The sequence below is a fragment of the Bacteroides salyersiae WAL 10018 = DSM 18765 = JCM 12988 genome, from assembly GCF_000381365.1.
GTDB classification, from domain to species: domain Bacteria; phylum Bacteroidota; class Bacteroidia; order Bacteroidales; family Bacteroidaceae; genus Bacteroides; species Bacteroides salyersiae.
Genome location: NZ_KB905466.1, coordinates 245,998 through 259,239 on the forward strand (window position 1 = coordinate 245,998; position 13,242 = coordinate 259,239).

The following is a 13,242-nucleotide window of genomic DNA, read 5'->3' on the forward strand; positions in this document are numbered from 1 at the left end:
CCAAATACCAATGTGTCAAGTGTGTCAATTGCCCGCTATTATACCGAATAGCCAATGCCCCATTGGCATATTGGCACATTGAATAATTATTTAATAATTTTCACTGCAATACCCTGGCGTTCCAATTCTTTCACCGCCTTTTCTATCGACTCATAATGTTCCGGCGCAATACCGAGTTTCGGAAGATCGAGCACAGGAATATCATCTGTCGTATTCATGTCTTTCACCTCGACCCGGTCGATAATCATGCCGACAGCACTGGTATTATTAGTTATCGGATCGATAAGAATAAAGGAACCGCACGATTTATTTTTCTGATACGGATCAAAGAACAGCTCTTTGGCAGTAGTCAATACCACACGGGCGATTTCATTCAATGACAGAAACGGTACGGCGGAATGTTCCATCGTATTCACATCCACCTTGTATTTGATGCTGTCGATACGTGTACGACTCATATTGGTGGTCTGCTTGATAAAGAACGATTTGTTTACATCCATCGGTTCCTCATCCATCCATACCAACATAGCTTCAAAGTTACGGTCTACAATAGGAAGATTATCCGTATGAACCAACATTTCCCCTCTCGACACATCGATCTCGTCTTCCAATGTCAAGGTAACGGATTGTGGCGGAAATGCATAATCCAATTCACCATCATAAGTCACAATACTCTTGACACGTGAAGTTTTTCCGGAGGGAAGCGCCATCACCTGATCTCCTTTACGAACCACCCCCGAAGCCACTTTCCCGCAGAATCCACGAAAATCAAGATTAGGACGAAGTACGTACTGTACAGGAAAACGGAAATCTGTTAAGTTATGATCATTGTCGATATGCACCGTCTCAAGAAAATCGAGCAGAGAAATACCTTTATACCAAGGAGTACGCTCTGATTTTTCTACTACATTATCGCCATCCAATGCGGAAAGAGGAATACAATTCACATCGGGAATCCCAAGTGGGTCTACGAATTTCTTATATTCCGAAACAATCTCATTAAAACGTTCTTCGGAGAAATCCACTAAATCCATTTTATTCACGGCCAACACAACATGTTTGATACCCAGCAACGATACCAGGAATGTGTGACGGCGCGTCTGAGTAATTACCCCCGTACGAGCATCGACCAATATGATAGCTAAATTGGCAGTCGAACCGCCGGTAATCATATTACGCGTATATTGTTCATGTCCCGGAGTATCGGCAATGATAAACTTACGGTTGTTGGTTGAGAAATATCGGTATGCCACATCAATCGTAATGCCTTGTTCGCGCTCTGCTTTCAAGCCATCCAGCAATAAAGCATAATCAATATGCTCGCCGGCATTTCCCATGCGTTTGCTGTCACGTTCCAAAGCATCCAGCTGATCTTCGTACAACTTCTTGCTATCAAACAACAGACGGCCAATCAAAGTGGATTTTCCATCATCTACCGAACCTGCCGTCAGAAGACGGAGTAAATCTTTCTGTTCGTCTTTATCCAGAAATGCTTTTATATCTAAAGTAGTTCCCATCTTTAATTTCTAATTTTCAATTTTTAATTTAGAAGTAACCTTCACGTTTCTTCTGTTCCATACTCGCATCCTGGTCGAAGTCGATCACACGTGTCGTACGCTCACTCTTCGTAGTGGTCATCATCTCTTCTACAATCTTTTCGATCGTATCGGCTTCACTTTCTACTGCACCTGTCAACGGCCAGCAGCCCAATGTGCGAAAACGTACCATACGCATCTGAATCTGATCGCGATATTTTTCCGGCAGACGATCATCATCGGCCATTATCAAATTACCGTCTATCTCTACACACGGACGTTCTTTGGCATAATAAAGCGGTACGATAGGTATATTTTCAAGACGGATGTATTGCCAGATATCCAATTCCGTCCAGTTACTCAATGGGAAAACACGGATACTCTCCCCTTTATGTACACGGGCATTGTAGATATCCCACAATTCAGGACGTTGGTTTTTAGGATCCCATTGATGGAATTTATCCCGGAAAGAAAAAATACGCTCCTTTGCACGGGATTTTTCCTCATCGCGGCGGGCACCGCCAAAAGCCGCATCAAATTTATATTTATCGAGAGCATGTAGCAGAGCTTGGGTCTTCATCAGATCGGTATGTACCTTACTTCCATGAGTAAACGGACCTACCCCCGCATGAAAAGCCTCCATGTTACTTTCTACAATCAGATTCCATCCGTACTTTTTTGCATATTCATCACGGAACTGAATCATTTCCTTAAACTTCCATTTTGAATCGATATGCATCAAAGGAAACGGAACTTTACCCGGATAAAAAGCTTTTTCCGCCAAGCGAACCATTACAGAAGAATCTTTCCCTATACTATAAAGCATTACCGGATTCTCGAATTCCGCAGCCACCTCGCGGATAATATGAATAGACTCAGCTTCGAGCTCTTTCAGATGGCTTAATTTATACTCTTCTTTCATTATATTCTTGTTTTATAAAATCTCTCTTTATCTTTTTACTTTCGGCAGAATCAGCTCCAACAAACGGTTGACCGATTCTTCAAGTGAAAGTCTGGAAGTATCCAACTCCAATGCCGGATGTTCCGGAGCTTCGAACGGAGCCGAAATACCGGTAAAATTCTTAATTTCTCCTTTACGGGCTTTGGCATACAGGCCTTTCACATCACGTTTCTCGCATTCTGCAAGCGGAGTACTGACATAGATTTCCAGAAAATCATCTTGCCCGATAATATTTGCAGCCATTTCACGAATATCGTTATTAGGACTGATAAATGCGGCAATCGTTATGATACCACTATCGATAAACAGTTTTGAGACCTCTGCTATGCGACGGATATTTTCTACTCGGTCAGCTTCGGAGAACCCTAAATTATTATTAATTCCACTACGGATATTATCACCGTCAAGAATACGGCATAACAATCCGCGTTTATGCAATTCGCGTTCCAATGCAATGGCAATCGTACTCTTTCCGGAGCCGCTTAATCCGGTAAACCATATCATCACACTGTGTTGCTTCAATAAATCTTCTTTGTCTTCCCGCGCTAACATGCGGTCGAATATAGGGTAAATATTGTTTTTAGTTGAAAGTTGAGAGTTGAAAGTTGAAAGTTCTTCGTTCCCATCATTCTTTTCTATTTCATTATTATTTTGCTCCATATAGGTTATTTTTAGTCGTTTTTACAATACTGGCTGTCAGTTTAATCAATTCACTACAATTTTCATTCATCGATTCATATTCCGTTTCCGATATATAATCTGTTTCTTTTAACAACATCAGCCAATATTCTGTTTCATTGGCTTCTTTTAAAGCTATATTGACTTTATTTATGAAATCTGCAACAGATTGTGCATGTTCTGCTTCTTTCAACAAAGCACCAATGGCAGTACCACTACGTAACATCTGTTTCGATAATACATATTCATTTCTTTCACACAGCAACTTATAAAGTCTCACTACACGAATAGCAAAAACAAAAGCTTTCTCCCTAACTATACTCTTCCCCATTTCTTTGTTCTCATTTTCAACTTTCAACTCCCTATCTCCTCCAAACTTTCAACTTTCAACTCTCAACTTTCAACTCTAAAAGGGCCAAATTAGGGGTATCAGAAATACAGATATAAGGAAAGTTATGATATTTAGCGGCAAACCTATACGAACAAAATCCGTAAATTTATAGTTGCCGATACCTTGCACGATCAGATTTGTCTGATAGCCGATAGGAGTTGAAAAGCTGGCAGAAGCCGCCATACAGATAACCACAAAGAATGGTGTCGGATCGACTCCCAACTGTTGGGAAATAGCCAGTGCCAGCGGGAATGCCAAAGCCGCTGCCGCATTGTTTGTAATAAGCTCTGTAAACAGATTGGTTATGATAAACAGGATAGCCAACAAAACGTGAGGACCATAATCGTTGCTCAAACTGATTATATAAGCAGCTACGCCATCGGCTACACCCGAATTCACCATCGCCTTGCTAATAGCAAAGGCACAGGCAATCGTAATCAGAATATCCCATGAAATGTATTTGGTATACTTGCGCGCAGGAAATATCTTAGTCCACGCCATTATGATAGTAGTAACCGAAACAAAGAAAAACATGTCTAATTTAATATTCGGAAACATCTCCTGCGTCACCGGCAACTCACCCACCGTGGCACCCAAAATCATCAGAATAAGCAGAATCAAAGCAAACCAACGTTTTTTCTTTCCGGGAACAGGCTCGGTGTCTTTTCCATTAGCAAGCAGCACAAAGACCGAAGACTCTCCCCAAGTAGGAACAAATGTTTCATCAGCCATCACTACCAAAGTATCGCCTTCACGGAGCACCACCTCATTAAGATTATCAATAATCCGTTGTCCGTTACGGGTTTTTATCTCCTTCACTTCCGCTCCATAATGACGCTGAAAATTAAACTCAGCCAAAGTTTTATTAATACCTGGAAAACGAGCTCCCAAAACAGCCTCCACACGATGCAAATTCTCTCCTTTTTCCACCTCTTCATCAGGCACAGCGGTATCCGGACGTGCATCAGGCAAGAGCTTCTTAGAAAAAACAAAAAGATAAATAATACCCGCAATAGCAATAAAAATACCGACTTTCCCCAACTCGAACATCGTAAAACCTTCATATCCGGCTTCAAGAATCATACCATGCACAACCAAATTGGTAGAAGTACCGATCAATGTACAGATACCTCCCAAAATAGTAACATAAGAAAGAGGAATCAAAAATTTAGTAGCCGGAAGATGAACAGCCCGTGCCCACCGTTTAATAATAGGAGCAAAAATAACAACGACCGGAGTATTGTTCAGAAAAGCAGAAATAAAAGCGATAGAAGGCAACATTCTAAGTTGTGCCTTAAAAACAGTCGTTTTACCCTCCGGAAGCAGTTTTTTGATAACTTGCCCCAATGCTCCCGATTGGCGAACACCTTCACTTACCAAGAAAAGCATGGCAACAGTAATCATCCCTTTATTACTAAACCCTTCAAGCATCTCTTTCGGACTAAGAATGCCGGCACAAAGAAAAAGTACCACTACCGAAAAGAGTACCATGCCTGGTCGCATCTTGTCCATAATAAGAGCAATCACCATTCCCAATAGCGATAGTAGTACAAATACAATTTCAAATGTCATAATCGGTACAAATCAATTAGTGATTTACTCTTTTCTTCTCTACAATAAACCAAGGATTCAGCAAATCCTCCTTATTATATTGTAGCGGCCACTCTTCGCCGGCCTGATAAACTTCCATACCAGCAGCCCGTGCAATGGCATGCCCGGCAGCAGTGTCCCACTCCATCGTCGGAGCAAAACGGGGATATACATCTGCCTTTCCTTCGGCAACCAGACATATTTTTATCGAACTTCCACTCGAAATCAGTTCAACATCCGCATGTTTCCGTTTCATCTCATTAATATATGTTTCTGTTTCAGGGGTAAGATGCGAGCGGGAAGCTACAATTACAAAATGATCTTTCCGGGAGTCTTTCCCGGGCAAACGAACAGAAGAAGCTATCAACTTATCCAAAGAGGCAGAATCATCCAAAGCGGTAATTCCCGAAAGCTTATAAGCGCCCAAAGACTCTTCGGCGAAATATAGTTCCTGTTTTACCGGAAGATAAATAACCCCCAACACGGGAATGCCCTCATAAACCAATGCTATGTTAACGGTAAATTCTCCGTTACGCTTTATAAATTCCTTTGTCCCATCCAACGGATCGACAATCCAAAGCGTATTCCAACCTTTACGCACTTCATAATCCAAATGCTTTCCCTCTTCACTCAACACAGGAAAAGGAGTTTCATTCAGGATCATGGCAATCGTTTCATGTGCCTTACGGTCAGCAATTGTTAAAGGGGAGTTATCGGCTTTCCTCTCTATCTCAAAATCCGACTTCGGATCATTATAAATAGAAAGTATCTTTTCACCTGCTCTCAGGGCCGCATCAACAGCAACAAATAAATATTTCTGTTCCATCTTGTTATCTTATTATAACCCTGTTTCCAACAAGGCATACTATTTCATTCTATAAAGAGCTACAAAAGTAAAAACTTTATTTTCTCCCAAAGTTTCCACACTATCATTTATAACTTATTTTAGCAGTATGGCTAATATTACCAAATATTACTAAAATAAGGAAAGAGATATTTGTGAAAAAGGCAGTAACTTCCCAGCTACTGCCCTTGTTCCGGAAGGGTGCTTTCCCACTTCCGATATTACCAAAAAGAAATTATTAAAATACCCGATAAAGCAACCAGGCACCCTGGAAGTCTTTACGGTTAGGATATTTAGCTTTAAATGCGTCACGAGCCTGTGCAGCAGAAGCACGATCAGCGAAAGTACTTACAATCACACGATACATTGCAGACTCTGCATTGAATGCAATTGTCGCGTTGTAACCTTCGGCATCCAAAAATTCCTTCAAACCTTCGGCATTTGCCTTCAATCCAAAGCTGCCGCATACCACGCTATAATCTTTCAGGTTATCTCCATTGCCCGATACGACCGTCACCTTTTCCTGACGGACACCATTAGCCGCATCAGTAGCTTTTTTCACTTCTACCGGAGCAGCAACAACCGGAGTCACTTCTACCGGAGCTTCTACCTGAGGTTCTGCCAGTTCTTGTTGTTTTGCTTTCTCGTATGCTTTCTTATATGCACTTTCGCTTGATTTACAGGAAGCAAATGCCAGTACCATGCATACACCCATTCCCAATACTACTAATTTTTTCATAATCTACATTTTTGAGTTAATAATTTCACTTTAATATTTTCTAAAGACCGATACAATCCCCTCATAATTAAGCCGAAGCGAAGAAGAAGAAAGTTCATCCACATGGAATATACGCTTATTTTCTTCCCATCCTATATACTTATCATATTCCGGTCCACCGTATTCAGGCAGCAAAATAATAGAAATTTTATCATCCTGCAAAGAATAATTCCCAAAAAAGGTTTGATAATTGCCATCTGCCAACAAACAAATGGCCGAAAAACTACCTTTCTGAAAATTATAAAATACGCTATCCACCGTTTGCGTTGTGCCGTCCGGAAATTCATAACGCCTCAACTGCCATTTATTAGTCAGCTTATCTTCATCGTCCGAACAGGCCGTTGCCACAGAAAACAGCAAAGACAGACATAAAACAACGTATAACCATTTTCTCATCATTCCATTTTCTTTTTATAGGAGATTGTCCCTGTAGCCTGATAGGTAGGCATCACCAACACTTCCGCTATCTGAATATGCTCGGGTGCCGAAGCTGCAAAATATACCGTTTCCGCAATATCCTCTCCGGTAAGCGGACGAATTCCTTTATAAAAATTGTCGGCCGCCTGTTTATCACCACGATAACGCACTACTGTAAAATTCGTTTCCACCATGCCCGGCTTCACATTTGTCACCCTCAACGGAGTATCCACCAAGTCGATACGTAATCCATCCGACAAAGCTTTGACTGCCGCTTTAGTAGCACAATACACACTACCACCCGGATAAGCGGCATCCCCCGCAATAGAACCGATATTAATAATGTGTCCGCGTCCACGTTCCACCATTCCGGGAACAACCAGACGGGTTATCGCTAACAAAGCTTTTATATTCGTATCTATAACAACATCCCATTCATCCAGATTTCCTTCAAATTCTTTATCCACCCCGATTACAAGACCTGCATTATTTACCAATACATCAATGGCTTTCCAATCTTCGGGCAGCGAAGCCAATGCATCAACTGCCGCCTTACGGTCACGCACATCGAAAGGTAACAAAAACACCCGAATACCATAAGCCTTCTCCAGTTCCTTTTTCAACTCTTCCAATTTAGCAACGTTACGGGCATTAAGTATCACATCCGAACTCTGTGAAGCAAACTTCCGGGCACAACCTTCACCAATTCCGCTACTTGCCCCGGTTATAAAAACAATCTTACCTCTCATATTGTTATCTATTATATAGAATTGAGCAACAAAAGTACGGCTTAACCCGCTATCTTTCGACCTTTCTCTTAGTTAAATAAGATTAAACCAATCGATATAAAAGTATTTACCACACAAGTTGGCGTATCTTTGCATAAAACAAGTGCACTTCAGCACAGTTCAAGCAAATTTGACTCTGTATTCGTTTGCATTATTTTGTCCTATAATAAATATAACAGAGCCGCGAGGCTCATTCAATTTTTTCACATGATATTTGAAAATTTAAATCTGATAGAGCCCATACTTAAAGCTCTTCAAGAAGAGGGATACACCTCTCCCACCCCCATACAAGAACAGTCGATCCCCGTTTTACTCCAAGGAAAAGATTTATTAGGATGCGCACAGACCGGCACCGGAAAAACAGCAGCTTTTTCGATCCCTATCTTGCAAAAACTATATAAAACGGACCACCGTAAAGGAATAAAAGCATTGATACTTACTCCTACACGTGAACTCGCCATCCAAATAGGCGAATGTTTCGAAGCATACGGTCGGTACACGGGACTGAAACACGCAGTGATATTCGGCGGAGTAGGTCAAAAACCTCAAACAGATGCGTTGCGCAATGGAGTACAAATCTTAGTAGCGACTCCGGGTCGCTTATTAGACTTGATCACTCAAGGATTCATTTCGCTCAAAACTCTCGACTTTTTTGTTTTGGACGAAGCCGACCGTATGCTCGACATGGGCTTTATCCATGACATTAGACGCATACTGAAACTCCTGCCGGCAAAACGACAGACGCTTTTCTTCTCCGCCACTATGCCTCCGGAAATCGAAACTTTGGCCAACTCTATGCTGACCGATCCGGAAAAAGTAGAAGTAACTCCGGCATCCTCTACTGTAGATACCATTGCACAACATGTGTATTTTGTAGAAAAGAAAGAGAAGAAAGACTTGCTTCTGCATCTGCTGAAAGACAAGTCTGTCGAATCGGTTTTGATCTTTACACGTACCAAATACGGCGCCGACAAATTGGCACGCACCTTGACAAAAGCGGGAATACGCGCCGAAGCCATACATGGCAACAAATCGCAGAATGCCCGTCAACGAGCTTTGACCGAATTTAAGAACCACACGCTTCGTGTACTGATAGCAACAGACATTGCGGCACGTGGCATCGATGTGGACCAACTGTCACATGTCATCAACTACGAACTCCCCAATGTCCCGGAAACTTACGTACATCGCATCGGCCGTACCGGTCGTGCCGGACACGAAGGTATCGCCATTTCTTTCTGCGAATCGGAAGAAATCCCTTATTTAAAGGATATTCAGAAGCTGATCGGAAAAACAATCCCGGTCGTGAGCGAACATCCGTTCATCACCAACGAAGGCATGAAAGCGCAAGAGGTGAAAACAGAAGAGATCAAAGCTAAAGCCAAAGAAAATAAAGTTTACCGTGGAAGCCGTTCCAATGGCGATTTCTGGCGTAGAAAGAAACAGGTACCCAAAAGAGAACAAAAAAAATAATCGGAAAAGACTCAAAAAAATCATGCCTTACAGAACATCCTTATCAATAAAAATGTTATATTTGTAGTATTATCATTTTAAAACATTAGAATTATGAAAGGACTTAATGTATTAGCAGCTTTTTTGGGTGGTGCAGCCGTAGGTGCAGCCCTTGGTATCTTGTTTGCTCCGGAAAAAGGAGAAGATACTCGTCATAAAATCGCAGAAATTCTTCGTAAGAAAGGTATCAAACTGAATCGTAGCGAAATGGAAAACCTCGTTGACGAAATTGCAGCCGAACTGAAAGAAGTAACCGATTAAAGAAGAACCCAAAAAAACAGAGCCATCATGTTTGCAGACGACAAAAGTATTGAAAACTTCCAGCAATTATTTTTCGAGTTCAAAAAATATCTGGAACTCCAAAAAGAATACACCAAACTGGAATTAACGGAAAAGCTGACTATACTCCTTTCCACCCTAATTATGGTTTTGGTACTTATCATTCTCGGGATGGTGGCTCTGTTTTATTTTTTATTCGCCTTGGCATATATTTTAGAGCCATTGGTAGGCGGTCTCATGGTAAGTTTCGGCATTATTGCGGCTATCAACATCTTACTAATTGCCATTGTCATTATTTTCCGCAAGAAACTCATCATCTCCCCGATGGTAAACTTCCTTGCCGGTCTGTTTCTTAACGATTCAAAGGAATAAGTCATGAACAATCAGCAACAAAAACCTCAGACAATCACATTAGAATACATCGCCCGGCTCAAAGCGGAGAAACTGGAAGAAATACGGGAACAAAAAAGGGCAATGAGCCGGACTACGCGAAGAATATTTGCACCACTTGCACCTGCCGCTTCTAAAGGAGATGCGCTGATGAGATCGTTCAATACAGGAATGGCGGTCTTCGACGGAGTCATGTTAGGATGGAAAATACTAAAACAAGTCCGTCGCTTCTTCAGAAGAAATTAGGAAAAATCTATCAAGAGCTACAATTCAGCAGCCATTGGCACAATCAATTTACAGCCATAACCAGCAGATAACCAGCATTTATAAGGATGTACACTTTTACATGGCAAGAGTATATACTTTTGTAGTGTAAGAATATATACTTCTATATGACAAGAGTATATATTCTTCCGACCCTCTCTTTCATCCCGATTTATCATATCATAAAAAATCTTTTCCCTTAAAGACAAGATCGGCAGCATTCTTTGCCCCTATCTTAATCATCAAGCGTTTGCGATAAGTTTTAATCGTATTTTCACTGAGATAGATTAATTCTGATATTTGCTTGTTATTGAATCCCTTAACGATATATGCCAGTATCTCTTTTTCCCGTGAGGAAAGGTTCGGCCCTTTATTCTCCGTACAGATATAAAACTCTTTTCCATGCCGGATCATATCGAGAAACACCTCGTTGAAATAAGTTTCTCCACTCCGCAAAGTAGAAATCGCTTTTTGTAGCTCCGACAAATCTGCATTCTTCGAAACCAAGCCATCAATATCGGCATCAATAAGTTTAGCCAGCATCCAAGGCTCTTCATGCATCGTATAGATCAGAATACGACTATCCGGTGCCTTATCGCGAAGCATTCGGAGTACACTGAAACCATCCGCTTGGGGAAATTCAAGATCTAATATATACATATTATAAGGAGAACGCACAGAAAAATAATGTTCCAGTTGTTCCACTTCCATAATACCATCGCATTTCACACCTTCCAATGCAGAAGCTATCTTCTTTATACCCTCTAAAACAATCGGATGATCATCGACAACCAGTATTTCACAGCATTCCACTTCCATACACCACCTCTTTTAGATTAAAACGTAAGCAAGAAAACCGTTCTTCCACTTTCGTTCAATGTTTCAAAAACGGCCGATATCGATTTGGCACGGTCTTGAATTGTACGTATACCGATACCTCCTTGCTTATTTGTCGCATCCGCAGCCATAGCAGCAGAGAAAGCATTGCCATCATTCTCTATCCTCAACCGATATTTTTCATCGGTCACAGCACTGAGTGATACACTGACTGAGTGTGCTCCGGCATGTTTGGCAATATTCGTCATCAATTCTTGGGTTATACGGTATACTTCGTAAGCAGTTTCTTGTGGAATCCGTTCCCAACATGTGTCCGAAGCTGCTTCGTAAGCCAACACGAATCCATATGTTTTCTGCATATCGGTCAGATAGTAACCGATAATCTTATCGATACTTAAATGATTGAATTCGGGTGGCATCAATTCATGAGAAATATTGCGGACATTCTGCCTAAGCTCATTTACAGACTTCACCATTTCCTCCTTTTCATCCGGATTGTCTCCCACCGAACTCAATTTCATCTGTAATCCTAAAAGATCGTTAGCTACCCCGTCATGCAGTTCTTTGGCGAAACGTTTACGTTCACTTTCCAGTCCTTCAATGTATTTTCTGGCAGCTTTCAAATCGCTTTCCTGTTCCAAAAGCTTCATATTTTTCTCAATCTGTTTTCTTTTTTGCGTTGCGATAATAATGCTGATAGCCAACACCGCTATAAGTATTGTACCGATAATTCCCATTGCCATTCTATTTGCTTCCTGTTTAAGTTGTTCTTGTTGCAGACGAGCTATTTCCAATTCTTTTTCACGAGTTTCATATTTAGCGGAAAAATCCGACAGTTGCGTTTCCACCTTTCGCCGGGCAAGCGAATCGGTCCACATACGAGCACTATCCATATAAACATATGCTTTATCCTTTTCTCCAAGGTTCTGATAGCATTTTGCCATTCTTAAATAGAGCGCATCTATGGCCGTCTGTTCGTTCTGTGGAATATTTTTAAGATACCGCAACCACTTGACGGCTTCTTTATACTGCCCATATTCCAGTAATAATCGCGCTTTCATTTCAATAAAGCCCAACCCTTCCACTGTTTCCGGCGGTGTTATTTTAAGCAATTCATCGCCTCGGCGCATATAGTACATTACCGAATCTTTTTCCTGCCGGTTGGAATACATCGCCATTATATTGGGCAAACAACGCAACTCTGCCCGTGGAAGGTTGTGCTCTGAAGCAACCGCAATGGCTTTTCTGAGAGAAGGTATCCCCCGCTCCGACTCCTTCCTTAACATATATATAGAACACTCTATCTGATATGCAAAGACGATATCCGAAGCATTATCCGTTTGCTCTACATAAAAGATAGCCTTACGAATGTAGGTCAATGCTTCGTCCAGCCGCTTATTATTGGCATAAAACACAGCAAGATTATTATAAATATTGGCAAGCCATTCATCATTTCCAAGCTTCTCGGCCGAATCCAAAGCTTTTTCATAATAGACAAGAGCCGAATCCGGCATCTGACGGCGACGATAAATAATGCCGAGCGTACTGTAAGCATCAACCAATCCTTCAAGATCCGGATGCTCTTTCCGGTTCAGCAATCGAACAGCCTCCAACTTATCTGCAAGGGCACTGTCCATATCGCCTGTTGTATAATATAAAAGCCCTCTTCCATTGATTATTTTCGCATACCAATCTGTACTTTTCACTCCATTCTGACTTAGGGCCGCATTGTAGAAATAGAAAGATGAATCATATTTCGCTTCATCCATGCACCTTTCTCCCTGTTTACATAAATTCTCTATAATCACATCCGAAGATCTTACCTCCGCCAAAACACCTGTAATTCCTACCAATAAACATATAGCCAATAGAAATTGCTTCCTCATAATATAAGATAAACTTTAGTTTTGTTTTTTAGCGAGACAAAAGTAGCATATTTTTCTACATACATCCCTTATCAAGTTCATACTTTTAACCG

At 41.3% G+C, this 13,242-nt stretch carries 15 protein-coding genes; 4 read left to right on the forward strand and 11 right to left on the reverse strand.

Going from position 1 to position 13,242, the window contains the following annotated elements; all coding sequences use genetic code 11:
* Positions 1-86 precede the first annotated feature (86 nt).
* From cysN to HMPREF1532_RS01025, 9 genes are all read right to left on the reverse strand, one after another.
* Positions 87-1,517: a sulfate adenylyltransferase subunit CysN gene (gene cysN / locus HMPREF1532_RS00985; RefSeq protein WP_005923584.1), complete on the reverse strand. Its 1,431-nt coding sequence runs from the start codon at positions 1,515-1,517 to the stop codon at positions 87-89.
* Positions 1,518-1,545: 28 nt separating this feature from the next.
* A complete protein-coding gene (gene cysD, locus HMPREF1532_RS00990) occupies positions 1,546-2,457 on the reverse strand; it encodes a sulfate adenylyltransferase subunit CysD (RefSeq protein WP_005923587.1) in 912 nt (303 codons plus the stop codon).
* 27 nt (positions 2,458-2,484) lie between these two features.
* Positions 2,485-3,048 (reverse strand): adenylyl-sulfate kinase, encoded by a 564-nt coding sequence (gene cysC / locus HMPREF1532_RS00995; protein WP_085930803.1) that lies wholly within the window; start codon positions 3,046-3,048, stop codon positions 2,485-2,487.
* A gap of 94 nt (positions 3,049-3,142) precedes the next feature.
* Entirely contained in the window at positions 3,143-3,505 is a 363-nt protein-coding gene (locus tag HMPREF1532_RS01000) for a four helix bundle protein (protein ID WP_005923591.1), read from the reverse strand.
* A 75-nt stretch (positions 3,506-3,580) separates the two neighbouring features.
* Entirely contained in the window at positions 3,581-5,137 is a 1,557-nt protein-coding gene (locus tag HMPREF1532_RS01005; RefSeq protein ID WP_005923593.1) for an SLC13 family permease, read from the reverse strand.
* Positions 5,138-5,153: 16 nt separating this feature from the next.
* On the reverse strand, positions 5,154-5,981 hold the full coding sequence (gene cysQ / locus HMPREF1532_RS01010; RefSeq protein ID WP_005923594.1) for a 3'(2'),5'-bisphosphate nucleotidase CysQ: 828 nt from the start codon (positions 5,979-5,981) through the stop codon (positions 5,154-5,156).
* Positions 5,982-6,237: 256 nt separating this feature from the next.
* A complete protein-coding gene (locus HMPREF1532_RS01015) occupies positions 6,238-6,738 on the reverse strand; it encodes an SPOR domain-containing protein (protein WP_005923597.1) in 501 nt (166 codons plus the stop codon).
* A gap of 30 nt (positions 6,739-6,768) precedes the next feature.
* On the reverse strand, positions 6,769-7,176 hold the full coding sequence (locus HMPREF1532_RS01020; RefSeq protein ID WP_005923601.1) for a lipocalin-like domain-containing protein: 408 nt from the start codon (positions 7,174-7,176) through the stop codon (positions 6,769-6,771).
* Complete coding sequence (locus HMPREF1532_RS01025) at positions 7,173-7,943, reverse strand: SDR family NAD(P)-dependent oxidoreductase (RefSeq protein ID WP_005923603.1); 771 nt, start codon at positions 7,941-7,943, stop codon at positions 7,173-7,175. Before HMPREF1532_RS01025 ends, HMPREF1532_RS01020 begins: the two co-directional genes overlap by 4 nt.
* Before the next feature lie 246 nt (positions 7,944-8,189).
* Between HMPREF1532_RS01025 and HMPREF1532_RS01030 the strand changes: the two genes are divergently transcribed.
* The 4 genes from HMPREF1532_RS01030 (at position 8,190) to HMPREF1532_RS01045 (ending at position 10,409) form a co-directional block, all read left to right on the forward strand.
* Positions 8,190-9,455: a DEAD/DEAH box helicase gene (locus HMPREF1532_RS01030; protein WP_005923606.1), complete on the forward strand. Its 1,266-nt coding sequence runs from the start codon at positions 8,190-8,192 to the stop codon at positions 9,453-9,455.
* Between the two features lie 93 nt (positions 9,456-9,548).
* Positions 9,549-9,755: a YtxH domain-containing protein gene (locus HMPREF1532_RS01035; RefSeq protein WP_005923609.1), complete on the forward strand. Its 207-nt coding sequence runs from the start codon at positions 9,549-9,551 to the stop codon at positions 9,753-9,755.
* 27 nt (positions 9,756-9,782) lie between these two features.
* Positions 9,783-10,145: a phage holin family protein gene (locus HMPREF1532_RS01040; protein ID WP_005923612.1), complete on the forward strand. Its 363-nt coding sequence runs from the start codon at positions 9,783-9,785 to the stop codon at positions 10,143-10,145.
* A gap of 3 nt (positions 10,146-10,148) precedes the next feature.
* The gene (locus HMPREF1532_RS01045; protein ID WP_005923616.1) at positions 10,149-10,409 is read left to right on the forward strand and encodes a hypothetical protein; all 261 of its coding nucleotides are present in this window, start codon (positions 10,149-10,151) and stop codon (positions 10,407-10,409) included.
* Between the two features lie 198 nt (positions 10,410-10,607).
* Here HMPREF1532_RS01045 and HMPREF1532_RS01050 read toward each other — a convergent pair whose 3' ends face one another.
* Both HMPREF1532_RS01050 and HMPREF1532_RS01055 read right to left on the reverse strand, forming a co-directional pair.
* The gene (locus HMPREF1532_RS01050; protein ID WP_005923623.1) at positions 10,608-11,246 is read right to left on the reverse strand and encodes a response regulator; all 639 of its coding nucleotides are present in this window, start codon (positions 11,244-11,246) and stop codon (positions 10,608-10,610) included.
* Positions 11,247-11,263: 17 nt separating this feature from the next.
* The gene (locus tag HMPREF1532_RS01055; protein ID WP_005923625.1) at positions 11,264-13,150 is read right to left on the reverse strand and encodes a tetratricopeptide repeat-containing sensor histidine kinase; all 1,887 of its coding nucleotides are present in this window, start codon (positions 13,148-13,150) and stop codon (positions 11,264-11,266) included.
* Positions 13,151-13,242: the final 92 nt, after the last annotated feature.